Source organism: Siphonobacter curvatus, assembly GCF_002943425.1.
GTDB classification, from domain to species: Bacteria; Bacteroidota; Bacteroidia; order Cytophagales; family Spirosomataceae; genus Siphonobacter; species Siphonobacter curvatus.
The window spans coordinates 18,304-42,526 of sequence record NZ_PTRA01000009.1 but is presented as its reverse complement, the minus strand read 5'-3'; the positions used below and the strand labels follow the sequence as shown (position 1 = coordinate 42,526).

19 protein-coding genes are annotated in these 24,223 nt (G+C 41.5%); 9 read left to right on the top strand and 10 right to left on the bottom strand.

Features of this window, described 5'->3' with window-relative positions:
* Window positions 1-455: 455 nt before the first annotated feature.
* The 4 genes from C5O19_RS24495 to C5O19_RS25890 all read right to left on the bottom strand — a co-directional run bounded on the left by C5O19_RS24495 (window position 456) and on the right by C5O19_RS25890 (window position 5,085).
* Window positions 456-1,901, bottom strand: a complete 1,446-nt coding sequence (locus tag C5O19_RS24495; RefSeq protein WP_104716004.1) for a transglutaminase domain-containing protein — start codon at window positions 1,899-1,901, stop codon at window positions 456-458.
* Between the two features lie 90 nt (window positions 1,902-1,991).
* The gene (locus C5O19_RS24490) at window positions 1,992-2,396 is read right to left on the bottom strand and encodes a hypothetical protein (protein ID WP_104716003.1); all 405 of its coding nucleotides are present in this window, start codon (window positions 2,394-2,396) and stop codon (window positions 1,992-1,994) included.
* A gap of 14 nt (window positions 2,397-2,410) precedes the next feature.
* Complete coding sequence (locus C5O19_RS24485; RefSeq protein WP_133163449.1) at window positions 2,411-3,799, bottom strand: hypothetical protein; 1,389 nt, start codon at window positions 3,797-3,799, stop codon at window positions 2,411-2,413.
* Window positions 3,800-3,822: 23 nt separating this feature from the next.
* Window positions 3,823-5,085 carry an O-antigen ligase family protein gene (locus C5O19_RS25890; RefSeq protein WP_165796116.1) on the bottom strand — a complete coding sequence of 421 codons (1,263 nt, stop codon included), beginning with the start codon at window positions 5,083-5,085 and terminating at the stop codon, window positions 3,823-3,825.
* Window positions 5,086-9,669: 4,584 nt separating this feature from the next.
* On the opposite strand from C5O19_RS25890, the gene C5O19_RS24455 reads away from it, so the two are divergent.
* From C5O19_RS24455 to C5O19_RS24440, 4 genes are read left to right on the top strand one after another with little or no spacing between them, the layout of a single operon-like run.
* Window positions 9,670-10,050 carry a BfmA/BtgA family mobilization protein gene (locus C5O19_RS24455; RefSeq protein ID WP_104715996.1) on the top strand — a complete coding sequence of 127 codons (381 nt, stop codon included), beginning with the start codon at window positions 9,670-9,672 and terminating at the stop codon, window positions 10,048-10,050.
* Window positions 10,051-10,063: 13 nt separating this feature from the next.
* The gene (locus tag C5O19_RS24450; RefSeq protein WP_104715995.1) at window positions 10,064-10,912 is read left to right on the top strand and encodes a DUF5712 family protein; all 849 of its coding nucleotides are present in this window, start codon (window positions 10,064-10,066) and stop codon (window positions 10,910-10,912) included.
* A 46-nt stretch (window positions 10,913-10,958) separates the two neighbouring features.
* Window positions 10,959-11,753: a type IV secretory system conjugative DNA transfer family protein gene (locus tag C5O19_RS24445; protein ID WP_104715994.1), complete on the top strand. Its 795-nt coding sequence runs from the start codon at window positions 10,959-10,961 to the stop codon at window positions 11,751-11,753.
* The gene (locus C5O19_RS24440) at window positions 11,708-12,706 is read left to right on the top strand and encodes a type IV secretory system conjugative DNA transfer family protein (RefSeq protein WP_104715993.1); all 999 of its coding nucleotides are present in this window, start codon (window positions 11,708-11,710) and stop codon (window positions 12,704-12,706) included. Before C5O19_RS24445 ends, C5O19_RS24440 begins: the two co-directional genes overlap by 46 nt.
* On the opposite strand, the gene C5O19_RS24435 is transcribed toward C5O19_RS24440, so the two are convergent.
* Window positions 12,703-13,650, bottom strand: coding sequence for a hypothetical protein (locus C5O19_RS24435; RefSeq protein ID WP_104715992.1), 948 nt, complete (start codon window positions 13,648-13,650; stop codon window positions 12,703-12,705). The genes C5O19_RS24440 and C5O19_RS24435 overlap by 4 nt on opposite strands.
* An 89-nt stretch (window positions 13,651-13,739) precedes the next feature.
* Between C5O19_RS24435 and C5O19_RS24430 the strand changes: the two genes are divergently transcribed.
* Window positions 13,740-14,147: a helix-turn-helix domain-containing protein gene (locus tag C5O19_RS24430; protein ID WP_165796115.1), complete on the top strand. Its 408-nt coding sequence runs from the start codon at window positions 13,740-13,742 to the stop codon at window positions 14,145-14,147.
* A 448-nt stretch (window positions 14,148-14,595) separates the two neighbouring features.
* Here C5O19_RS24430 and C5O19_RS24425 read toward each other — a convergent pair whose 3' ends face one another.
* Together C5O19_RS24425 and C5O19_RS24420 are read right to left on the bottom strand one after the other, a co-directional pair.
* Window positions 14,596-15,234: a TetR/AcrR family transcriptional regulator gene (locus C5O19_RS24425; protein WP_207766542.1), complete on the bottom strand. Its 639-nt coding sequence runs from the start codon at window positions 15,232-15,234 to the stop codon at window positions 14,596-14,598.
* A gap of 19 nt (window positions 15,235-15,253) precedes the next feature.
* Complete coding sequence (locus C5O19_RS24420; protein WP_104716072.1) at window positions 15,254-16,780, bottom strand: FAD-dependent oxidoreductase; 1,527 nt, start codon at window positions 16,778-16,780, stop codon at window positions 15,254-15,256.
* A 507-nt stretch (window positions 16,781-17,287) separates the two neighbouring features.
* Between C5O19_RS24420 and C5O19_RS24415 the strand changes: the two genes are divergently transcribed.
* Complete coding sequence (locus C5O19_RS24415; RefSeq protein WP_104715989.1) at window positions 17,288-17,614, top strand: ArsR/SmtB family transcription factor; 327 nt, start codon at window positions 17,288-17,290, stop codon at window positions 17,612-17,614.
* Window positions 17,604-18,107 (top strand): SRPBCC family protein, encoded by a 504-nt coding sequence (locus C5O19_RS24410; protein WP_104715988.1) that lies wholly within the window; start codon window positions 17,604-17,606, stop codon window positions 18,105-18,107. The genes C5O19_RS24415 and C5O19_RS24410 overlap by 11 nt, the downstream gene beginning before the upstream one ends.
* A gap of 508 nt (window positions 18,108-18,615) precedes the next feature.
* Here the strand turns inward: C5O19_RS24410 and C5O19_RS24405 are convergent.
* The 3 genes from C5O19_RS24405 to C5O19_RS24395 all read right to left on the bottom strand — a co-directional run bounded on the left by C5O19_RS24405 (window position 18,616) and on the right by C5O19_RS24395 (window position 20,954).
* The gene (locus C5O19_RS24405; protein ID WP_104715987.1) at window positions 18,616-18,909 is read right to left on the bottom strand and encodes a hypothetical protein; all 294 of its coding nucleotides are present in this window, start codon (window positions 18,907-18,909) and stop codon (window positions 18,616-18,618) included.
* A gap of 265 nt (window positions 18,910-19,174) precedes the next feature.
* Window positions 19,175-20,029 (bottom strand): macrolide hydrolase EstT, encoded by an 855-nt coding sequence (gene estT / locus C5O19_RS24400; RefSeq protein ID WP_104715986.1) that lies wholly within the window; start codon window positions 20,027-20,029, stop codon window positions 19,175-19,177.
* Between the two features lie 121 nt (window positions 20,030-20,150).
* On the bottom strand, window positions 20,151-20,954 hold the full coding sequence (locus C5O19_RS24395; RefSeq protein WP_104715985.1) for a helix-turn-helix transcriptional regulator: 804 nt from the start codon (window positions 20,952-20,954) through the stop codon (window positions 20,151-20,153).
* A 320-nt stretch (window positions 20,955-21,274) separates the two neighbouring features.
* On the opposite strand from C5O19_RS24395, the gene C5O19_RS24390 reads away from it, so the two are divergent.
* Window positions 21,275-21,883, top strand: a complete 609-nt coding sequence (locus tag C5O19_RS24390; protein WP_104715984.1) for a DUF1579 family protein — start codon at window positions 21,275-21,277, stop codon at window positions 21,881-21,883.
* A gap of 1,211 nt (window positions 21,884-23,094) precedes the next feature.
* Window positions 23,095-24,132 (top strand): S41 family peptidase, encoded by a 1,038-nt coding sequence (locus C5O19_RS24385; protein WP_104715983.1) that lies wholly within the window; start codon window positions 23,095-23,097, stop codon window positions 24,130-24,132.
* Window positions 24,133-24,223: the final 91 nt, after the last annotated feature.

Here is a 24,223-nt window from a genome sequence, read left to right as displayed (position 1 = left end):
CGGCTATGCAGTACGGGTAAAGCAAGGAAGTCATTGAAGAAATGCTGTATCTGGGTATTCCCGACGGCTCTTGAAAGAAACGCATCTAATTACAAACCTCAGTGGCCAGCAATTACGAGAGCTGTAAGGGATTCGATTGTATGACCGAATGAAAGAGATGTTTAACCTAATAGAGTTTCCACAGGATGCACTCAGCCGACGCTGATTAGAAAAGTAAACTTACTTAATGAAGTTATGTGTTCTATAGATTCTTTGATACTAAAGAATCTATAGAACACATAACTTCATTTATAAATTATTAGATTCTAAATTATAATTATTAAGGTAATCTTTACAGTATTGGCTAATTAGTTCATAAATACAAGTATGATACAATAGTTGGGGTATTATAATAAGATGTATATTAATAACCGAATGATTTCATTTATAGAATTAAAGAAGTATAAATATATTATCTACCACCATAACTGATTACCATTAGCGTAGGTAAAAAATCTATGAGAACCAGGTGAGCTATCAGATTCAATTTTGTATAATGTATTAGAAGGTACATTTTTAAAAAAATGTTTATTATTGAGCTTTGATGAAGAGTGAAATATCCAGCCTTTATTCCAATAGTATAATGAATATACATTATTTACTTTAGGCTTGCTTCTTTTTAAATTTGCATGGACGCTATCCATAGTATCAAAAAAAGTATCACCTGAAATATTAGGTATAGAGTATACTAATTGTTCATCAACTATTTTAGATTGAGTATAGTTAATTTTTATATTTTGTAAAGAATTACATTCTATTTTTAGTGTAATAAGTTTTTTTGTTTTTTTATCAATGTAGAATGGATAGTAAGAGTAATATGATTTATCTTCTTTTAATATTCCAGGTATAAAGACAACATCAGTAGGTAATTTATCGAAAAAAAACTTATTATTAGTTTTTTTTGAAATAATACTTGGCTTCCATTTACCATTATTAAATGTAAAAAGATAAAGATAATGATTGGTCGACTTAGGTTTATCCTTAATAACAATATCTTTAGTTGATACATATAAATCTGTTACATCTATAGAATTTTGTATTGGTAAACTTTTATACAAAAGAGAAGTAGTAATGTTATTTGAAGAATCTGATGAATAGTTAAGCCGATAGACCTTTACTGGAATTCGATCTTCTCTATAAACCTTAAGTGGTTTAAAATTAAATGAATCGCTTTCACAACCCATAAATGGTAAGGAGATTTTATCAGTAATATATACATTCCAAGCATGACTCCCTCCATCTACATTGCCCCATCTAGGTACATAATCAATTGTTACCGGAATACCGATTGATCGTAAAGGATATAAGCTTGCATACGCCATAGTCCAGCAATCACCTTTAAAATTATTAGATAACTCTACCCAGTTTAAGTTTTGTGCTGAGTAATCTGGTGTTGAATATTTAAAACGAGACTTTAAACTTTTGTTGATATTAAATATGTTCAATATATCATTATCAAGAGACTGTATTTTGTATTTATTCAAACAAATGCTACGCCAATTAATTAAAGTTTCATGAGCAATTCTATGAGGTAAAATATATTCACAAAAATTTTTGAATGTAATACTTTTATTTAAAATTTTTTCTCTTGATATTTTTAAGGATAAATCTATATTATTAATAAGGTAGTAAGGATCAATATTTTCACTATTTAACTTTATGACATTTTTCAAATAAATCTGCTCAAGTAAAAATTGAGCAGATTTATAACCAAGAGTATCTTTTTTATTTAAATAGTAAGATAATATGGTAGTATTCTTTATAAGAAAATTATCTTTATTTGAAGAAATAATATTTGATTCTATATAAAAAGTAAATAAAAATATAATTATAATATAAAAAAAAGTAATTACAGGCTTCATATTTATATTTATTAATTACAGTTTTTATTGTATTATTGAAAGATATTTACAATAAATACAATAAAAACTGTAGGTTTAATCATATCCTATTTAGTTTAATGGCTTCGTGTCATCAGCCAAATAGGCAGTGATATATACTTTTTTTCCTCTATATGTTTTATCTATTCTAATGATAGCTGATAAAAAACCAGGATAATCAATCTGTAAGTACTTAAACTTATAGTTTGATATGATAAAACTATAATAGCTAAAGCTATCGATTGGGTTATTTTGTCCGCTAATTATTTCTCCTTTTTTGTGAAAAGACCAAAGAATAGGAACAGAGCTGTTTGTATCATATAATGGTTTAGCCCTAATAAATAGAGCGGTTTTCTTATTAGATAGTATAGACGATTCTCGAATTGAATCAATCTTGAAATAAGATTTGCTTTCTCGAGTTTGGCATGAACCAATAATAGGCAAATACATAAGCAGTAATAAGAATATAGCTTTCATTAATTATTTTTAAATTAATTACAGTTAATTTTTGTACCATGCTGGCTTTGAGGATTACCATTCATATCCTTTCCAGACTGTTCAATAGCTAAAGTGTGCAAGATTCTTGTTCTATCACTAGCACTAGGAACTGCATTCATAAATGAACTAGACATAGAATTTACAGAATCATGAGTTAATCCACCCCAAGCCATGTCATTATAAAACTGATCACTATAATTATAGCCCTTGCTTACACCATATTGTTTAAGTGCTGCTGCAATGTTATTAACGTGAATTGGCATGTACGCATGATGGGAATAATTTAAATTTTGACTTTGTCTATATGAGAAAATTAATTCAGCGTATGTTCCTGATGTATTTGCGTTCGGATTAGTTCTAAATTCCCAAACTAAAAATGCATGAATAGACTCATGAAGGATAGTTCTAGCAATTGATATGTCCGAAGCATTTCCGAGTTTTTCAAGATCAAATGTTGTAGTGACCACACCATTGCTTACTACAGGTGTAGTTGAAGCTCCAGCACCATTAGTTAAAGGACCTGAATTTAATGTCCAGTTGAATGTAGGCGTTCTACCATTAGAAAAAGTTTGCACAATATCTCCAACTGAATTTCCTTGAGCGTATATTGTCAATTGATTAAGTACATCTTTTATACAGGGAGGAACGTTTTTTCTTATTATATTCTCCCAATTATCTGCTGTCGGAGCAGGAATACCTGATCCTGATGGTAGATATATCCAGAGTCCGGAGTAGGGGTCATTATAGACACCTCCTGTAGGTATGTAAAAGCTAAATGGGATAGTGATAAAATAATAATCACTAGAGCCTTGTCTATGACCAATCACTACAACTTCATCTAAGTCAATCGCTTCGTTACTTATACGACCACTTATGTTTTTTTTATTAAGATCATTTAAGTAATCTTTAGGAACATAGCTTTCAAAATATGTACCTTTCTTGAAAATCGCACCAACTTTAAATTTGCCGGATTGGTTGTAGAAACTTTTAATTCCGGAAAATGAATTTTTATTGTTAAAAGAATTGCCTTCTGGAATTGTTTCAACAATTTGATTTTTTAATATGCCTTCTTCATCTAAACTTAGAACCAGTTCTAACAAACCAAGACTTTTACCTTGTCCTATCTCTATCTTTATAACAGATGATTTATCATTAAGGTTACTTCTAACAGAATTTTCCCATTTAGGTCGGATTACATAGTTATTAGAAAAACTCTTAAGTATATCACGTTCATTAAGATTGTAAATTGATTTTGCCTTTTCCAATAACGGATCTGAATTATCTACATCTTTTCTGCAGGATATACCAATTGATACGAGGAATATCATTAATATTAAATACTTTCCAACTACGGATAATCGAGAATAACTAAGATTTGACATATTGATTAATTTAAGATAAAAAATTATTTAAAATTAGTAATGATTTTAGAGGCTTCTTTCTTAATCAAAAAGCCGGTAGGATTATTTATTTTCATTGGTGTTTCTAAGATTTCTAAAGCTTTATAATAAGCTTTATCAGTTTGTTTTGTTGACATATAAAATGACATAAGTTTGTATTTAGGTAAAAGTCGATTTGGTGTCATAAAGCTTGCTATTTCATAGTAATATTTTGATTTAGGTTTATTGAAATTAACAAGATTGTCACCTTGTAATACATAAATTTCTGTGTCAGAATATAAATGAATTAATATTTCTAATATTTTAAATGATTCTACAAATTTATTTTGTTCATTAAGCAAAATTCCATATTCAAGGAGAAACGCATTATTCCAAGTAAAAAAAAATTCTATATTTTTGTATAATAACAATGAATTAGTCTGATTAATAGTAGATAATTCATATGCTTTCTTCCATTTTAATGTATTTGATAAGTTAAATATATTATATAGTAATGAGATAATCATTCCTATATACATACTGATATGTATAATTTTATTTTTTATAATATATTGTTTTTTAGATGTTTTTGAAAGCCAACTAAGTAATGAAATTATATAAACTTGAATAGAAAATATTTGTAATGGATAGGAAAATAAGCATAAAGTATAGAAAATTAGTATAGACGACTTTAAATACTTATCATCTTTTATACTATTAATTGTACTTAAACTAAAATACAATAGCAATAAAAATAGAATTAAGCCAATTATTCCATTTTCTATATATGTATGAATATAATCATTCAAAGATAAATGTATATTATCAGCCAAAAGATGAAGATCATAAGAATGAATGTTTTTTTTAAAAAAATCAGCTTGATGCATGTTATAGAGATGATCGAATGATTTATATCCATAACCCGTTAATGGACTATCCTTACAAAGATCTAAACATAATTCATAGATAAACTTTCTTCCCTTAAAAGAAGATTTTTTAAGATTCATTAATAGGTACAATGGAAGCATTGTAAAAGATAAAAATCCTATAATATAAAAAAACTTGTTCTTTAAGTGGGTCTTATTATATAAGAGATATATAATACCTATTGAATAAGCTATTAAAGAAGATCTAGATTTTAAAATAAATAACATTAAGCCTAATATAATTATTGCTAATACAAGCGTTTTATTAGAATTAGTATTTAAATCAATAATTAAAAATATCGATGGAGTGAGAATGCATAAATATGCAGATAATATTCCAGTATTATTAAAAACTAATTTCAAAGAACTTAAAGTGCTTTTAGTTGGATAGTTAATTAATATATAAAAAAAAATAAAAAATATAATCATTAATGAGAAAAGACTAATATCCTTAATATAATTATGATTAATAATTCTTAGTAATAGGTAGTATGTTATTAGTAAAATACTTGTTTGATAATTTATCCCCAAAACAGAGAAAGTACTTGTGTTAAGTACTTGAAAATTATAATATATATAAACTAGTATTAATATAATATCAATATGGGTGATAAATATATTTAATTTTTTTTGCTTAATTACATATAAAAAAACTATGATGATATAAAATATGTTAAAAAAACTTATATATAAAGATGGTTGATAACTCAACCCAAAAGATTCTAAATGATTGAACAATAAGCTTACTATTAATGGGAGTATAATTAATCCGGTTACGAAAACTCTAGCTAGAGTCAGTTTGTTTAGCCTGATATTTTTTGTGTGGAACATTTTATTGCATATATAATTTGCACAAATATCTGGATTTGTTACATAGTAAAATATGAAATGATATTATAATTTATTCTTTGTTTTTATAAATTATAACATTGAGTTATATAAATGAAATTGTTCCTATTAAGGATGCCTAATAATATTAGGCTTAAATTTTGGAGCTATTTATGATTAGTTATTGAATATTTTACTTCATCTTAAATTCCTAATCAACCGATCATTATATATAAGATATATTTTTATATAAATAATTACGAGAGAATTAGAATCTTGTAATTTCGCTTCTATGAATTCCTTTAATATTTCGATAGCCAAAGTATCATTAGTACATAAATTGAAATCTTGAAGCTTTCCCCTTTCGCATGAGTATGATCTGGCAGGATAGCGATTTGCAGGCGAAAGGGGCCGGGCTATCGGTTATAAGTCCTCACCAGCTTACGCTCAGCCTAACCCTGCTTCCGGGCTTTCCACTTCTATCCCTAAGCCGAAGCGGTAGATCATGAAGTTTATGGCCTTCGGCAGAATGGATAGGTACAGTCATAAAATTCCTAATACCAGGCCCATCGCTGGCTGGCTTTTCCAACCAGCGATGGGGTGCCACCTTCTGGCCACACAAGCCTACTAAATCCTGGACATAAAGTGGGTAAGTAAGAGTCCCCTGCTTCCCTATAGGGCTGGGGCTGATGGCATGTAGTAAGTTAAGTTTATACCCTTCCGCAGAGTGGTTGATCCCATAATATACCCTTCACAGCGTCTTTAAACTACAGGCTTCCCACACCCTAGCGATGCCTCCCGACGGGGAACATTTTTTTCCTTTCTTACCGCAATGTGCTCGCTTTATCTTGATGCAGTACAAGCTCAAAAGTTCTGCATGATTGGTATTCAGAAACATCATTCGGAGGTGATTATCCTTATTGTATTGTGCTCGTTGCTGCTGTTTGCAAAGGCATTCTGGACGAGTTACCATGAGGTATTCAGTAGGTGGGAGCACGTGGAACGGCAGGCCAAACGATCCCTTATGCTCATCCGTGTACATTAGCAGCATGCCCAGAGGCGTAAGTACGAGGCGAGGGGTTACGCTGGAAAAAGGACGGGAAGTATTGGGTAATCGTTACGGCCAAAGGCTTTGAACTGGTAGATCCGGCAGAATCCAATTAAATTATATGAAACGCTCGGCTCAGAAACGACTGGCGCAATGGTACCAACTGATGTAGTTTTCTACAGATTCGTTAATCGTTTCCTGAATCGGTACTGCCTCTGGATTTATGTAGAGAGTACAGCAGAGCTTTATTACTATGACGGACTGATTACGGACAGTTCTCTGAAATGTACAGTACCAGAGAAGATTCATTATACTATAGAAGACAGTAAGTGACAATGAAAGGCTGACACGTATCCAGTTACCTGAACTCCAGTAAGTCAGCGGCCAGCAAACGTACGAGATCTAGTTACAAGACAATCAAACGTTGCTGGACGTGAAAACCGAGTTTGATTACCAGCGAGGAATTGTCATTGAGGAGCTGATGCAATTGGAGAATAAGCTTCGTAATGTGATATCTCCAGAATCTCCGAACCTGGCTCCTATACGCTTCAAATTAACTTGTTGAAAAAGCCACTCGTGTATGAAACAGAGGTAAATGCTAACCTTCTGCTCGAAGTAAAGCAATCGTCGGTTGCATCGTTGCTAGATCACCCTCTCCATAAGCTTAAATCGCCCCTTATTCCATCACCTGCTTGATAAACCATCTTTTTAGAGCCCTTGAGAGATAATGAAGGTACTCAATTAGCTAGCACAGATTTCTTTTGACTAGTGAATTACTGCCAGCTTTCACGGCCCAATAGTTATTAAACCCTTTTAGGTAAGGATCTAAATTCATATCCGCTTGTCATTCCCTTATTTACTGATAAATGGTTATAAATTAAGTATTAATCAGACTTGCCTACGTTTTTGTTCAAACTACTCGCCTGCTTACTCCCAGTTTCACCGAGTGAACGAGTGGCTTCACCGAGAACAATGGTCAGTTCACCAATTAGAGACATTTGGTAAGTACTTAATTGCTCATCTATGCGTTACTTTGCTCCAGCAGGGATGCAAGCGTTGCCGGTTCTTAACTCCCTTAAAAAGCGCTGCACGGGACGTTATCTAAGGCAACAGTTATGCTGGGAAACGCTCCTTGCGAAGTATTTGAATTGGCCGCCGCTTTATTCACCCTTTTCATACTTTTCTATGAGCCCTTTATTTACCCCCAAGGCCTCCTCCTTTTGGTTGCCCCTACCTACGGCTGTTCGATGTCAGCACCGGTGCGCGCTTTTAGAGGGTTTGAGCTCCTGGTCTCGACGCAGTGGGCTTTTCTTTTTCAAGTCGTGTCAGCATTGTTGATGAGCAATGGCTCAGGGCGTTGTTGATCAACAAGGAGTACCCTTAGAGAAAACTACTGCTGACCCTTCCAATCGGACACCCTCCTTTAGGTACGTCGTGAAGGGAGAGTATATTCCTGCCGTAGGGGATAGGGATGGCCGCACGCCAAGCCGCTGATGGAAAGCCGCTAGCGTGACAGACGTTAGCTAGGCGATCCGCTGAAAGTTTCAGCGACTTTAGTTAGAAGCGTTGATCCGGTAGCCTGATCCGACAACCCTTTTTAAAGCTGGGTTGGTGGATCTCGATTCGTTTTTTACTACTTCTTTTTTCCTGCTCGCTATGACCGATCAAGCTACGAAAGCCCCGCCTAATTTCTTAGAAAAGTACTATCTAAAGCTGGGTGCGATCAACGGCCAACCCAGAGCAATGCTCTCCGCTTCATCCAAAGCGAACCGGCCGCTTCAAGGGGGAGATCCACCTGAATTGCTGGTCGGACGCCGGTTTGGGTAGCGGGACCCTGTCGGATTGGGCATCCCGCTCTAGTGGTGTTGATCTGAAGAAAGACTGGAAAGCTATCCGAGATACCGGCTTCTTCCGTTTGTGCTCCCAGCGATGTCCCTGATCTTTCGCTAGGCGTAGGGATGATTTCGATTACACCCTTTTCTGATCATCGTCTTTTTCCGCTGAATCGAGACGAATAGAACCAGCGTAATCTCTAGGGAGAGCAAGGGAAACGTAAGGGAAAGCGCTCTTGAGCGATGGGGTCTAAAAGAGAGGGTATGAACTTTACAGGGCCTACGCTAAAAGCTCTGCTTGTTCAAAAATCGGTGTGCCTTACGTCTTGGTATTAGCAGCAGCTTAGAGCGGCTTCATGGATTTCTCTGGCTAGTCCCGAACGGTTAACGTAGCTGCTTAGGATCGATGGATGTTGAACGGGCGGGCTGGTTCTGGCGGGAAAAAGCCCCGCTTGGTTTTAGCATCCTTTGCTGATTCCACTACCGGACAAAGGATGATGCCGGAAAGAAAGCTAGACCACCGTTGCTTAAAAACGTCTCTTCTGCCATGGATTCTCGCATGCTGCCAGGAGAAGCCAGAGACATGAATGAAGCGTTGAGGCAGCTACCTGTTTTCAACGCGTTACACCGGATGCCTACGTCGACAAAAACGGAGGATTACGGCAATCAAACCAGGTGGTTGTTTCACTCCGAATCCGATGAGCCCTGGGGAATAGCCTGGAAGCAAGCAACTTATTTTTTACTTACGTATATAATTGTTACGCCTAACATTGAGGTTGTTACGAGCCTGGCAGTGACGATCTACATCAACTCAATCAGAACGGCTGTAAGCACTAAGAGTATAAGTTTGATTGGGTGGCTAAAGATATCGCTGATGAGGAAGTGTAGGGCTAGCAGAGCAACTTCATTAACTAAAATAGTGGTAGGAGCTAACCATACAAATCAGCTAGTATAGTTATTAGGAGCTACCTTGATTTTATCAGCACCTAGTAAGCAAAAGTTACCTCTAAAAGGAAAGCACAGCGTAAGACAATAGATACTCTAGCGGCCAGCCAAATGCCTTTTTTAGTACAGCAAGCGGGAATGCCGCTGGAGCGTCCTATCGCTTATTGTTTGAATATAAATATCTGATAATCAAGTAATTATATTTTTATTCTGTAGTGTAAAAGTTAATTATAAGTTAATAAATAGTCTTAAATACTTGATAGTCAATGTTCTAGTCTTAATCTTTTCTTAAGTATGGCCGAAGAAAAAGTCAAACACCTTACTCTTAGCCAGGCGGCATTTAAAGACTTTGAGCGGTTAGCCACTAGCTATAAACTCTATCATAAAGCGCTGCTGGAAGTCATGATCCACTACTTTAAAGTCACGGGGATTGATCCTAGAGAGCCGCTGGCAGGAAATCCCACCGATGCCATCAAAGCCCTGGATCGGCGACTGATTAGCTTTATCAGGCAGCAGGAAAAAGAGCAGCTGCGTCCCATCAAAGACGAGCTGGCTTTGATTACCAAAAAGCTCTACGCCTTTGATGACGAAGAGAAGGGCCTGGGTAAAGTCCACCACCTGCGCAAGATGAACGAGCGGCTGAAACGCATCGCCGAAAAACTAGGTCTTCCCTAAACGTATACCGAGCATGGTCACTAACTTTTCAAGTCCCCTCAAAGGGGCCAATGCGGGCAGTTGCCGGCGCCTGGTGAGCTACCTCGAGAAAGAAGACAAGGGCCTAACTCTCGAGCAACAGCGGGGTTTTTTTTCAAGGGATCAGGATGAGATCCGCGGCCTGGAGGTCGTTGAGCGGATGGATGCCAACGCCGAGCGGCAGGGCCTAAAAAAAGAGCAGGACCGCTTCTACACCTTTACGCTCGATCCGAGTCAGAAAGAGCTCGCGCATATCGCTTCGGATGAGCAGAAGCTCAAAGCCTTCACGCGCCAGGCAATGGAAAACTACGCCGCCAATTTTCAAAAGGGCCTGGAGAGTAAGGACCTGGTTTGGTATGCCCGGATCGAGCACCAAAGGAGCTATACGCACGAAGATGAGGCCGTCAAAGCGGGCCTGGCTCAGAAAGGCGAGCTAAAGCCCGGAGCCCAGCTGCACGTACACGTGGTGGTCAGCCGCTTTGAAAAGCGCAGCCCGGAGCAGCAGCTTTCGGGCGAGCGCACCGGCTCGCTCTCACCGCTCACCAACCATCGACAAACGAAGGGCGTGATTCAGGGCAGCTTTGAGAGAACGCGGCTCATTGCCGCCAATGAAAAAAGCTTTGATGAGCTCTTTCAATACCAGCGTACTCTGGAAGAACAATTTGCTTACGCCAGGGCCTTAAAAAGCGAAAATCAGGCCGAGCGGCTCTGGGCCAAAGAGCAGGCTCTAAAAGAAAGTCTCGAGCGTCAAAAGCAGGAAGAGCGAGCCAGGCACCTCAATCAAGCGGCTCAGCGGTCTAGTGCAGGTCCTGAGCAGCAGGCCTCTAACGGCTTAAGCCGCTAGGAAAAGTACAATTCCTTTTTTCTTCACCTGTATCCCTTCCCTGATCATGGACCTGTTATTGTTTCGTTTACTGGGCTTTCTCTTGCAATGGATCGGCGTGCCCATCCTGCTCTACTACGCAGCCGGCTGGGGGATTCACTGGATCCTTGACATGCCTATCTTTCTAAAGATTCCCCCACTAGAAAGAGCGATTAGAAACCTATCCCCGCTAGCTAGTCTGGGAGCTTCCGGCTACTACTTGTTTTTAAAACTATCAGCTTTGCTGGAAGGCAAACCCAAAACCAGGGTCGAGCAAGCCTCGGCGACGAGTAAGACGAAGATTCGCGTGAAAAAAAGCGTCTTTACTTTTCTGACGGCTAACGGGGAGGTGCCCGTCATTCACCTGGTCAATCCCTTTCGCGGGGTCCTGATTTTGGGCGGGGCGGGCGCGGGCAAGAGTAAGAGTCTGATTGAACCGATCCTCACGCAGTCCATTCAGAGCGGCTTTACCGGCCTGCTCTACGACTTCAAGTTTCCCACGCTGGCGCAGGTAGCCCAGCAGGCGCTACTTCAGCAGCCCGCTACCAAAGGCTACTACGTAAACTTTGCGGATCTCAGCCGCTCGCACCGGCTGAATCCCGTGCACCCTTCACTGATGAAAACCCCCGCGCACGCCGATGAATACGCCCAGGCGATTTTGTATAATCTGAATCCCGATTCGATTAAAAAAGCGGACTTCTGGACGGATTCCGCCCAGAGCTATCTAACGGCGGTGCTGTGGTATTTAAGGCAGGGCTTTGTACGCTGCCCCACGCGATGGCCCTTCTCTTTGAACCGGTGGCAGGCGTTGTGGCGCTTTTAAGCCAGCAGGAAGAAACCTACGCGATGATTGCCAGTCTCCGGGAAGCCCTGGATCGCAAGGCCGAAGCCCAGGTGGCGGGCGTCGTGTCTTCGCTGCAAACCTCCCTGCGCAAGATCTACACCAAAGAAATCTGCTGGGTGCTTTCGGGCGATGAGCTGGACCTGGACCTGAATAACCCCGCGGATCCTAAGTTTTTAACGCTGGGCAATCAGGCGGGCCTTTCTGGGGTCTATGCCCCCGTGCTGGCCCTTTTAGTGACGGTTGCTGTAAAGCAGCTCAATCAGCCGGGTAAGCGGCCGAGTGCCGTGATTTTAGATGAAGCGCCGACCCTGTACATTCCGGGCCTGGAGCAATTGCCAGCCACCGCCCGCAGTAATCAGGTGGCGACCATTTTTGGCGCGCAGGATCTGAGTCAGATCGAGGATCTCTACGGAACGGCCAAAAAGAATGCTTTGCTTGCCAATCTAAACAATCAGTTTTTTGGAAGAGTGGCCAGTTACCCGACGGCTCAGTACGTGGTGAATCTCTGGGGAAAAGCCTACGTCAAGAGTGAATCGGTGAGTGAGAATAAGTCCAGCCACCAGGCCTCCGTATCGAAGACGCAGCGTCTGCACGAGCGCAGCCGGGTGACAGTGCAGGAAGTGCTGAGTCTAGAGACGGGCGAGTTTTTAGGCCAGCTCGTGGAATCGAATGTGAGCAGCTTTAAAGCCAAAATCCGCATGCAAAGCAGGGGAGAGGGTGTGCCCATTCCAGCGTTTAGAAAGGTCGATGCGTACCTGATCCGGGAGAACTTTAGTCGGATCCGAATGGAGGTAAAAGCGCTGCTGGAAAAAAAGGAAGATCCGGTCGGGCTAGACCCAGTCAGGCGAGACCCGGTCAGGATAGACCCCACGCAAGCGCCCACGGATGCAAAGCCGACGGATTCAGCGCAAAGCGAAGGCCTGGATTTTTAAACAGCGTTATCCTGATTTATAAATAGAAGGTAGCAAGCTTCTAAAAGGCGTAGAAGCTGCTGCGAAAAGGGCAGAATCAGCTCCGGCTCTACGATGGTCGAAAAGCTCTCATTAGAGAAGCCCGCCAGTAAAAGATCGTGCAAAAGCGTTTGCCACTCCTCTTGAGAGAAGCTCTCACAGCAGTCTTTGATGACCAGCAGGGGATTGTGCCATTCCGCTGGGCTTAAATGCAGCGGAAAGTCTTCTACCTGCTTGAGACGAGTTTCGATTCCAGCCAGGGCAGAGGACACCTGTAGGGTGGGAGAGGGAAGAAGCTCTGCTTCCAGGCCGTGGGCTTCGTAGAGCTCAAAGGCGGCCTTGGTGAAGGCGAGCATCTGATCGTGGAGAAAGAGCAGATTAGAAGGCCGCTCATAGACTTCATCCGTAGCCATGGCCGTAGCGAGCCAATCTTCCAGCTCTGCTCTCAGGTCTGCTACGTAATTCAAATCAAAGAAGTCCTCAAAGGCGGGGTGGTTAAGGATGGGTAGGACAGGGGAGGTAAGTGATGGCTCGCTTTTGGGTAGTGGCCTACTTTCCTCTAGTTCATGACTCTTTTCTAGCGTTTTTTCGGCAAAGAGCAGGTAACTAGCTTCCAAATGGCAGCACAACTGCTCAAAAAAGTAAACCAGGGTAGAAGCGGGTGCCTTCCAGTGATAACCATCGGCGTTGCCCTTCAAAGCGCCGGAGAGCAGCTCCCAAAGCAGGAAGCGGCATTCGGGGAGCCGGTAGCCGCCCCAGAAGCTTTCCAGGAAGTCCCTAGGATCCTGTTTTTCGGTTTCATCCAGCCAGACGGGTAGGCGGTCCGAATCAATATAGGTCGTTTTTCGCATGGCAAAAAGCAATTCAGTAAAACCATGCAGTGAAATTGGACCGGCGGGCGTTTCTAAACTATCCCCTACTGGCATAGTTTAGAAGCAGGGAATGCGTAATTTAGCTACTTGGAAGCGTTTTGTCCCCTTTAACTACCTTTGCCATGCAACCAACGAAAAGTCACATGCCCATTCACCACGGAAGAAATGTCAAGCGGTTTCGGGAGATGCTCGGCCTCAAGCAGGAGGGTCTGGCCTATGAGCTGGGCGAGGAGTGGACTCAGAAGCGGGTTTCACTTTTAGAACAGAAGGAAGTCATTGAGCAGGAACTGCTGGATCAGATTGCCCAGGTATTGAAAGTACCCGCCGAAGCCATCAAGAACTTTGATGAAGAAACGGCTATCTATAATATTCAACATAATTATGAGGGGTCGAATAATCAAGGGGCTATCATAGGACATCAAGTTAACTTTAACCCTTTGGACAAGCTCATAGAGGTCATGGATGAGAACAAAAAGCTGTATGAGCGACTGTTAGAGTCAGAGAAAGAGAAAGTAGCTCTATTGCGCGAAGTGCTCAAGGGGCAGCACTGAAAGTAGGGCTTGAAAGGTTTTTCTTCAGGCAGAAAACTTACCCTTGCTCCAGTGAAATGAAGCTAGGCATACAAAAGATGAAGGTTGCATAAGTTGCGTGGCATCGCCGAGAACAATACCAGCCTTTTTGTTCGACAGCATAGCTCACCTATTGCCTTTCTGAATGAAGCCAGCTGGGTCATCTCATCCTCCTCGAGCAACGCGTCAAAGCTAAAATAGAAGCCTTGGAAACGCCACTCTAGGTACAGTAACTATTTAATAAACCTCTTTAGTTTATCAAGTTTTGAATAATAGCTTCTTGAGTAAAAAAGCGTAAGTCTGCGTAGAAAACATTGTTAACTCTAATCTTCATCAGTAGATAAAACAGTGATGGACTAACCAGAAATGATTCGGTACAAGGTTTGATTTATACCTGTGAAACGCTTAACGCCTCTATCAGAATCTAAGTTTATAAACGTACTGGATCAAGCAGAATTCCTGTAAGCACAGTTTGAGCATGCTGTTCGGCTAGTGCAGTAAAGCTTGGTGCATGAATAATAGAGTTACCAAACATTTCATGAAATAGTGCTGACAAGACTAGAGGTCCAACAATGGAAAATGCGTGAACTTTCGGATCACCCATGCGTACCTCTCCGCGGGCCTGTGCTTTACCAATCAAATCGGTTAGCAGCGTGAGAACATGGGACACCACATTTTCGTACCAGATCCGGGCAAGATCGGGGAAAGTATGACTTTCGCTAATCACGAGACGGGCCAACGCAGGCACATTACTTCCACTTATCCGCGTTGCTGCGTACTTGAGCAAAACAGGTACTAGCTCGGCAAGTGATCCCTGAAAATTGGTCGAAACCTGTTGAATAGTTTGTAAGTGTACTTCAATAGTATGCTGAACAACCGCTCTAAATAAATCCTCCTTTGTGTCATAGTAACGATACAGGGTCCCCTTCACAATGCCTGCACGTTTCGCAATATCATCGAGTTTGGTGGCCGCGAAACCATATTCAGTAAACACATGGAGGGCTGCATCAATGATTTCGGCAGGGCGTAAATCCTTACGTCGGCTCCATTTAGGCTTGTTGTCCGTCACGTTTATTCCTTCTGAGAAACTATGGGTTTAAATTGATTCCGTTTGTATCAAAATAGTCGTTAAGCTTTACTACCGAGCCCTCGGGGTCGACTAAGGCAACATAGGTATCAGGTCGCAGCAAATAAAGGGCATCCTTTACCAAACCAGCTTTTCCGTATTCGGCGTGCCAGATAAAACTGTAAACTGGGACTCTATTTCGTTCACCCCATGCTTTTAATTCTACGCCCGGATCTCCGTAGACATGCACCTGCCATCCGATGATCGAGAGTGGATCATAATTGTCCACCTTTTGAACGGGTACCCAGGGTAATCGATCTCCTCCCTGAACGGCATCGGCTTTGCCGCTACTTAATGGACTCTCGTGGTAACTTAACATCGTTTGTGAAACGATCCGGAACATGTATTCTCGCACGTTTCCTAATCGATTCGCCAGACCCACAAAGATGGGGGCAATATAGTTACGAAGAAAATCAGCAAAACTGCCTTCGGTAGTAGCAAAAGTAAATACACGGTCTGTAGTCTCGACAAGTTTGTGAGCGAATTGCTTTCGCTCAATTTCATAGCTGTCAAGCAAATGATCAGAGGCTTGTCCCTTTACTACGGCGGCAAGTTTCCAGGCAAGGTTGATTGCGTCTTGAATTCCAGTATTCATGCCCTGACCACCTGCTGGACTGTGTACGTGTGCAGCATCGCCAAGTAGAAAAGTACGGCCTTGGCGGAAGTAATCGGTTACTCGGTGATGTACTTTATACGTAGAAAACCAGTTGACTTTTTCAATAGTAACGTTTAACGCTTGAATTGCTTTAGGTCCTACATCTTCGAACGTAAGACGTTCGGAATTTTCCCCCCGCTCATCGTGAACGATCCCGACTAATCGATAGTTGCCCGTACCGGTATAAGGTAACATTACCATGAAATCAGATTTTTCAAAAGCTATCTGGGCTTCGCCGGAAGGTTCCACTCCAGTGGCTACAACGTCTGCTACATAGAATAAACCCTTATACGTGTCTCCTTTAAAACCGCTACCGATTTGATGGCGGATAGGCGATCGTGCTCCATCGCAAGCCGCTACGTATTGAGCTTGGCAGATCGCTTCCTGCCCATTCTTATCTTTCAGTCGAGCAATGATTTGATCGGTTTTCTCTTCAAAAGACAAAAATTCAGTCTGACGCTCTACTTCCACTCCAAGGGTTTGCAGACGTTCGATTAAGAACTGCTCATGGCGATCCTGAGGGTAGATAAGTATAAAAGGGTAGGGCGAAATAGCTCCGCCCACATCGAGCATTTTGATCTGAGCCTGACGTTTGCCACCCGCCCACATATTCATGACGGGGATCCTATAGCCAGCCTTTATAATAGCATCGGTCATATCGAGTTGACGGTACAATTCCAACGTGCGAGCCTGAATAGCCATCGCTCGCGAAGTTTCCCCCGGACCGTTACTTTTATCAATAATCCTAACCTTAATACCCTGCTTAGTGAGCCATAAAGCGAGTGTTAAGCCAGTAGGGCCTGCCCCAACGATCAAAACTTCTGTCTGTAGCATAAAAGTTTTTGTTAAAATAAATGACTTTAAAGTCATTAAATATAATCAGAAATATTTTGATAGTAGCTTTTATGTCGAAAAAGCTTGAAGCTGATTGATATTAGCGTAAGAGAAAGAATCAAAAAGCGATTAGAAGGAATAGCGTATTTAGTAGAAACCTAGCACTAACTGACGAAATGGGAGTAGTATTAAAATCAATGATTCACCATAAAGGCCCCTGTAGTAAGAGATGGTTTTAAACACTTGACCAATGCTTGCTTGTCTACAATGCTGACTAGTAAAATCTCATAGAGCCGGTTAGTAGGCTCAGCAACCCTGGTAATTAATTCGAGTATTAGCACTTAAAGGTCTTAGTTATCTTAGGTTTTGGATTAGCTGTTGCCTTTGATGTGGCCCCTTCAAGCGGATCCTTTCAATTGATTTATTTTAATCAAGAAATTTTGTGAAACCGAATGGTTGCATTTAAATTTGCAACCATTCGGTTTCACAAAATGAAAAGTATATACGATGAGACGAGATATTTTCCAGGCAATAGCTGACCCGACCAGACGGGCCATCCTGGCGTTGATTGCCTTACAGGCCATGACACCGAACGCCATCGCTGACAACTTCAACACCACCCGACAGTCTGTTTCCAAGCATCTACGCATACTCACCGAATGTGAACTGGTGAAACAGCAGCAACAGGGAAGGGAGATTTACTATTCGCTCGAAATTGAAAAAATGAAAGAGATTGATCAGTGGTTGAACCCGTTTAGAAAGATTTGGGAGACTCGTTTTGATCAACTCGACCAGGTATTATCAACGCTTAAAAAACAGGAAAATGAAAACTGACTTGCTATTTGATTTTACCGTCGACAAAACGGCTAAAACAGTGAACATTACCCGAGAATTTGATGCCGAGCTTTCGCTGGTATGGGATGCCTATACTAAACCGGAAATTCTTGACCAATGGTGGGCACCTAGGCCCTGGACCTCCAAAACAAAATTTATGAATTTTGAAGTGGGCGGACGACGGTTTTATGCCATGGTAAGTCCTGAAGGACAGGAGCATTGGTCCATCCAGAGGTATACGTCGATTAGTCCTAAAACGAACTTCAAAATGTTCAATGCTTTTGCCGACAAAGATGAAAATCCTGAGTTGCCCGGTTCTGATTGGGATCTTAACTTCAGCGAATACAACGGAAGAACAAAAGTCAGTATTACGATTTATAATGAATCCCTGGAACGTATGGAGAAGATGATTGAAATGGGCTTCAAGGAAGGAACGGCCATGAACATGAAAAACCTGGAAGAGTTATTGGCAAGTTTATCGCAACGAAAGTAAAGCATGGTTAACATCGACTTAGGGAAGTGAGGACTGGAGGGTTTATAGATTGAAAGGAGTATCAATTAGCTTGTGTAGTAGACGGCTGCCAATACCTCCGCTAGGACTAAGTTGTAAATCGTTGATTACGACGGCGAACGGATTGTTGTGTACTACGTTTGAACTGCAAAGTTTCCTGCGACCGAATACTCGTTGGAAGCTTTGCAGTCCAGTGGGGGCAAAGCTGTAAAGGTCGAACCCACTGAATTTGCTTTAGCTTGCCTATGACCTATGCAAGGTTAGTGCTTATACTTAGAAGGCAGTACATTACCTGAACAGCTTGATTTTTATTCTAGCTGGATTGAAAGCTTATGAATTGATTTAATAATGATCGAATAGGTAAGCTTATAAACTTTAGGAATTAGTGATTTCTACCGGACAAACTAGCTGTTCCATCTTGCTTCGTGGCTAATCCCATGAGCTCCCTTTGAAAACGGTCTATGGCACTCAGCTCAGCAATGATCTCTAACTATACCTTATCCTTTTCTGCTTGCCTGCTAGCATTCTCTTGCAAACGTATTTCTACACCAACGTGACCGGATGAATCAAGAAGATAGACTTTCAGACTAAAGAACGAATAGCCCTCCGTCTCTCCAGCTTCATAGGCTAGTACCTCTTCTTTAGCTGGATAACCTAGAAGCGATCTTGAAAAATCTTGTAAAGACTCGCTTAGAACATATACTTCAGTAGGGACCATGTATCGCTCATTAGTTGCCTTCACTCTCCATTCAACCAGGTGATCGTCTTTCCAATCGCTAGCCATAGTTTGAGGTATATGATTTTTGTAAGTGTCTATATGTCAATTAATTGAACTAATAATGTTTCCCCTGTATAAGCTCTAAGACAAGCTGAATCATCCATTAGCAAGTAGTCAAAAAGCCTCGGCTGATGCTAAGTATTTAACCGCTGAGATCATTTCCTTGAAATGACATTTTCATGAAGCTAACCATAATAAAAAACTTCTAGATTCGAAGGGAATTGAAGCCTGGTAAAACTTTGCCAATGGGTTATTAACTCTCAGACTTGGCCTACTGATGCATCACGGAGCTAATGTGATTAGCAATGGCAGAGACTATTGTAATCCAATCGGCCATATGAAGTTCATGACCCGTTCCTTCTAAGGTGATCCGACGAGCATCCTTGAGCTCCGCTAGCAGTACATCCGTGTGTTTGTAAGGCCAGATGAGGTCGTCGGTTCCATGAATAAGCAAAGTCGGCTGGGTAATCTCCGAAACTCGCCCGTAGAATTCCTCTCCGCCTTGTAGCGAGGCATGATTGAACATACTCACGTAATGAGTGGCCCGCTTGAATTCAGCCCGAATCAGCTGTTTCTGCTTGTTTTCATCAAAAGGTTTCCGACCACTCATCAAGCGGGCTCCTTGAACCATGTACTCGACCACGGCCTGCTCATCAGTCCAATCGATTTCCACTCGTTTAGCCTGAAAAGCGACAATACGCGGGTCCATCTCGGGGATGGTAGGGTCGGAGTCCCCCCAAGGACCTGTTGAGATCAAGGTGAGGGACTTAACGCGTTGAGGGTATTTGAGTGCTGCCATTTGGGCGATCAATCCGCCCAAAGACATGCCTACTAAATGAGCCTGAAGCAGCTCGTAACCGTTTAGTATGCCGATGACATCATCCACTAAATCATCTAATCGGTAGGGGGGAGGCCCCGGGGTATAGGTAGTCGATTGACCCACATCCCGATTGTCATAACGAATAACAAAATAGCCTTTAGTAGCCAGTTGCTGGCAGAAAGAAGTGTCCCACCAGAGCATGGAAGCCGTGGCACCCATTAGTAGCAAAACAGTAGGCCTACCTACCTGGCCGAAGTTTTGAGTGCATAATTGCACATCTTTGTGTTGAATCTGGCGTTCGTTCATCGACGTATCGTACAAGTATTAGCTGCTAAAGCCCTAGGCCAACCCGCCCCTTTGAGCAAGTATACCTGGTGCTCAAAAGTAGTCCCCTAGAGGCGGACCCTACTTGTATAAATTCGACATTTTACTCAGAACGAAACAGGGACAAATCCTGCATGAAATAGTTCATCGGCGATTGGCCAGCAAACTCATTGACCTCTCGAATAAAATGGGACTGATCCGAGTAACCGGCCGCGTAGGCCGTTTGGGTTAGCGAAGTGGGGTCATCCATAAACAAATGAATGCTATGCTCAAAGCGAATGATGCGTGATAATAACTTGGGACTAAACCCGGCTATCGTTTTAAAGCGCCGTTCCAATTGCCGTTGAGACAGATAATACTGATCCACTAACGCTTGAATGGTGAGTTGTCCTTTACTAGCAGTGATAGCCTGGATGCAACGGAGGATGCCTACATCGCTACTCAACAATCCTGCTAATCGACGCTCAAAAAATACCGTTAGCCGGTTGATTCGCTCTGCGTTTGATTGAGCGAGTAGAATGGTTTCTTCGAGGTCCTTTCCGACTTGCCCTAATAAGTCGGAAAGGGCTAAATGTTGATTATTGAGTTCATGGGCGGGAACCCCTAGCAGTACTCCCAGTGCTCCGGGATGAAAGTAAATGCCCACCAAACCCACTGCTTGGTCAGTCACATACTGAAAGGATCGCTGGGTCTGAGCTTGTATACTAGCACCCGTAAGGATTTGCGTAGGCCCCGAGGGCTTTTCAAGTCCCATCGTCCCTTGGTACTGAAAAACCAGTTTGGAGGAGCCCGAAGCGACCGCCCAATGCAAAAAGGGGGTAGTTAGGGGCGTACTACTTTCCAGGGTCCAGAAAAAATGGATGAAGTCTCGGAGCCTCAGGGAAGGCGTATAGCGTAAGTACTGCATAGGTAACGATATTTAGTACAGCACAAGCAGGAGAGCTTTAGTTAGCTGTGAATATTTTCTTACTATAAACCCGTCCTGAAAAGTAAAGTTAAGCCAAGATCAATCTGCTTGGCTTATCCCCTGTGTATATCATTAAGTGAATGGTAGTTGCAGGGTCCCAAGCAAAACGCAGGAATTTAGCTACAAAACCGCAGAATGGGCTCGTATTTACCGAGACGATTCGATGGTTAGAAAGTACTGCATTAGATGCATGTGTTCTTGCTAATGTTGGGTATCTTGATTAACAGTTCTTTTGAGGCAATCAGCAACCCGATACATCCATGAAAAATGCTTCTTTTATAATCACGTTTATCTTACTTTTTATAGGCTATTGGGCCCAATCACAAACGCTGACAAAAGTTCCCGCCAACCAGCAGGAAGCGATGACCCAACTACTGAACTATTCAAGACCAGTCCCTAATCATGCCCTACTAGCCAACCTGGTCGGGACGTGGACGTTTCAGGATAAAACCCTACCATTTGTGAAAGGAACGGTTGTCCGAAAATCAATTTTTGAAGGACGCTCCTTTGAGGTAGCGATCACTGGTGGCCAGTTACAAATACCCATTGCTGATGGTAAAACAAAGTTGTCAAACTATCAGGGCCTGGAGATTGAAGGGTATGATAACGTCAAGAAAAGCTATGTGACCACCTCCATCAACAACCACATTGGTAGTAATGCAGCCCAACAAATCGGACAATATGATCCCCAAACCAGCGTGATCATCTATGAATGGGAAAGTGAGCTAGTACCAGGAGTGAGGCAAAAAAACCGAAAAGTGTTGCACCTTCTTGACCCTGATCATTATAGCGAGGAATATTATGAACAGCAAAACGGTCATTCGAAGAAGACTAGAGAATTACTTTACACCAAAACCATACCCAAATAATGGGTTGTGACTGGTGTTAACCACGGCCGACTCACTGAAAATTCACTAAAATCTGCCTTTTAAGATTTTAGAGTTACGCTAATCATGCACTCTTCTGATTCTTGTTGAGCAAATCCGCGAGTAATAGGATCAGTGCTTCCAAATCAGATGCCCATGGAAAGTTGCTTTTCTGGTTCGTTGCTAGTCCTGCTTCTGGTCATAACTCGTTAAGGCGATAATTACCCCATACTAATCAAGGCTGCTGACGAAATAGACGAAAAGTTTGGTAACGTCTAGGTCAGGCATGCCAATAGTTGAAACAACAACATCGGGCTATAAGGATTCAACTAAAGTGCTGAGTCGGTGGTTGTTCCTAAGCAGTAGATACATCAAGACAGGTAAGGAGCAGAAGCGTTTTTATTATTAGCTGAGGCTTTCTCTGGGTTGATTCAATAAGCTATAACCCTACTCGAACTATTCACAGGGTTGCTTCGTCTTAGTTTATTTAAGGCTGATTAAAGACCTATCGTATTCTTGAGCGGTAGCGGTAATATGTTCTCATCAGTCAAAAGAGTATATTTATAAATCGTCTTTCCTCTTTTTTTTGGGAATTTATACCCCGACACCCGACTGGGATTTTGTCTATTTTCTGCTATCAGATAAAATGAGTATTGCCCTGAATGTTGAAGATATCTTCAACACGCAACAATTTCCAGTAGCTCTATATAGCGATTTTCTTTCCATGGAATCGCTCAATAAGCTTACTACACGATATGTAAAGTTAAGTTTAACCTATAATTTCGGTCAATCATTCCAATCTAGGCAAACTAGGAAAATGGAAAAAGATTCAAGGGCAAATTAGATACTATTGCATTGGTATGCTTAGATAGATGATCGTGCTAGATTACCAGCATCTTTTCCGTTTGTACCAGCTTCTAGATTTCCAATTAGAAAGTCAGGTTATACTCTATAACTGGTACAAAAGCTTCATGCGTACTAATCAAGTATTTGAAATACAGGTCCTAAAAGCAACTAATTACAAGCTGAGTTTCTTTTAGCAAAACGGTTAAATAGTATATCGATAAAATCACAAAGCTATATTTATATGCATATCAATGAGTTAACCTAATAAGCAATGAGTGAACTCTACTAAGTCTGGTGATCTGATGCAACATTTCATTTTAGTACGTGTCTTTTCAGTGAATTCATTCAAATGTTAATGGTTTATTCCTATGCTTTGTGTTCAACGCTACCTCTTCATCTATTTCGTCCTGGGTATACGTACCTTCTCAATCGCTCAAGATAATCTTCTTTCAACCACAGCGATGCGGGAAGATCTTCAGTTCATTCGGGAGCAATTATTTAAAGTGCATGCCAATCCATTTTCCCAACTACCGAAGGATAAATACAAAGCATACTTTGATTCGCTCGAAATGGGGTTAAACCATCCCTTGTCCATTACTAACTTCCAGCAAAAGGCCAGCGTTGCCCTGCTACCGCTCGGCGATGAGCACGCAGCGATATCCATTCGACATGCAAACGCCCAGAAGAAGGCTCCGGCCTGGGCCGATAGCGTCGCCACCAATCTATCTTATCAACGGCTAGGTAATACCGGGTATATTTTCGCCCGTTCCTTTGCTACAAGAGGAAACCAGGATTTACTAATTTATGAGCGTTGTATCGACAGTATTTTTGCCGTAATCCGTCGCGATAAAGTTACGCGTCTTGCCATTGATGTTAGTACCAATGATGGCGGGGCATCCGCAGTCGGTACTATGATAATCAAGCACATTTTCCAAAAACCCTACAAGAATTATTCGATGAATTGGAAACGTAGCGAAGCGTATCTGGATAAACTAAGATCGTGGGGATTTAGTGATGAGAACTACAAAAAAGCCCTACCAGGAGAAATACTGCACTTCCCTTCCGGGACAGTTACACCAGGCAAGGTGTCCCATCCATTCCAGGGAAAAGTGATTGTGGTCATCGGTCCCGAGACATTTTCCAGTGCGATTATGTTCGCAACACTCGTGCAAGATAATAATATGGCTTTATTGGCCGGAGAGTCACCCGTGAACGGGCACCCAACTCATTTTGGCGAAATGTACTCGACCCTTCTTCCTAATACCCAACTGGAGTTACGTTTTGGAGTTAAAGAATGGATCCGGCCGGCTGGACGTGACAAAGTGAATAAACTGGTGCCGGATATTCCATGCAAACTCCCCGTTGACAGAGACCCTATCATGCTTGTTAAACAACTTCGATGGTAGGGTTTTAAGGACTAAGCAGCTTACCTTGAAAAGCCATTCTGGGCTGTTCTGTACAATTGGTACATCAGGCTTCAAACGCTATCTAGTTCTT

Bases quoted from the DNA above. Each gene is read 5' to 3' on its own strand.
- C5O19_RS24495 (WP_104716004.1), bottom strand. From the start codon at position 1,901: ATGAAGCCTGTAATTACTTTTTTTTATATTATAATTATATTTTTATTT.
- C5O19_RS24490 (WP_104716003.1), bottom strand. From the start codon at position 2,396: ATGAAAGCTATATTCTTATTACTGCTTATGTATTTGCCTATTATTGGT.
- C5O19_RS24485 (WP_133163449.1), bottom strand. From the start codon at position 3,799: ATGTCAAATCTTAGTTATTCTCGATTATCCGTAGTTGGAAAGTATTTA.
- C5O19_RS24455 (WP_104715996.1), top strand. From the start codon at position 9,670: ATGGCCGAAGAAAAAGTCAAACACCTTACTCTTAGCCAGGCGGCATTT.
- C5O19_RS24450 (WP_104715995.1), top strand. From the start codon at position 10,064: ATGGTCACTAACTTTTCAAGTCCCCTCAAAGGGGCCAATGCGGGCAGT.
- C5O19_RS24445 (WP_104715994.1), top strand. From the start codon at position 10,959: ATGGACCTGTTATTGTTTCGTTTACTGGGCTTTCTCTTGCAATGGATC.
- C5O19_RS24440 (WP_104715993.1), top strand. From the start codon at position 11,708: ATGGCCCTTCTCTTTGAACCGGTGGCAGGCGTTGTGGCGCTTTTAAGC.
- C5O19_RS24435 (WP_104715992.1), bottom strand. From the start codon at position 13,650: ATGCCAGTAGGGGATAGTTTAGAAACGCCCGCCGGTCCAATTTCACTG.
- C5O19_RS24430 (WP_165796115.1), top strand. From the start codon at position 13,740: ATGCCCATTCACCACGGAAGAAATGTCAAGCGGTTTCGGGAGATGCTC.
- C5O19_RS24420 (WP_104716072.1), bottom strand. From the start codon at position 16,780: ATGCTACAGACAGAAGTTTTGATCGTTGGGGCAGGCCCTACTGGCTTA.
- C5O19_RS24415 (WP_104715989.1), top strand. From the start codon at position 17,288: ATGAGACGAGATATTTTCCAGGCAATAGCTGACCCGACCAGACGGGCC.
- C5O19_RS24410 (WP_104715988.1), top strand. From the start codon at position 17,604: ATGAAAACTGACTTGCTATTTGATTTTACCGTCGACAAAACGGCTAAA.
- C5O19_RS24405 (WP_104715987.1), bottom strand. From the start codon at position 18,909: ATGGCTAGCGATTGGAAAGACGATCACCTGGTTGAATGGAGAGTGAAG.
- estT (WP_104715986.1), bottom strand. From the start codon at position 20,029: ATGAACGAACGCCAGATTCAACACAAAGATGTGCAATTATGCACTCAA.
- C5O19_RS24395 (WP_104715985.1), bottom strand. From the start codon at position 20,954: ATGCAGTACTTACGCTATACGCCTTCCCTGAGGCTCCGAGACTTCATC.
- C5O19_RS24390 (WP_104715984.1), top strand. From the start codon at position 21,275: ATGAAAAATGCTTCTTTTATAATCACGTTTATCTTACTTTTTATAGGC.
- C5O19_RS24385 (WP_104715983.1), top strand. From the start codon at position 23,095: ATGCTTTGTGTTCAACGCTACCTCTTCATCTATTTCGTCCTGGGTATA.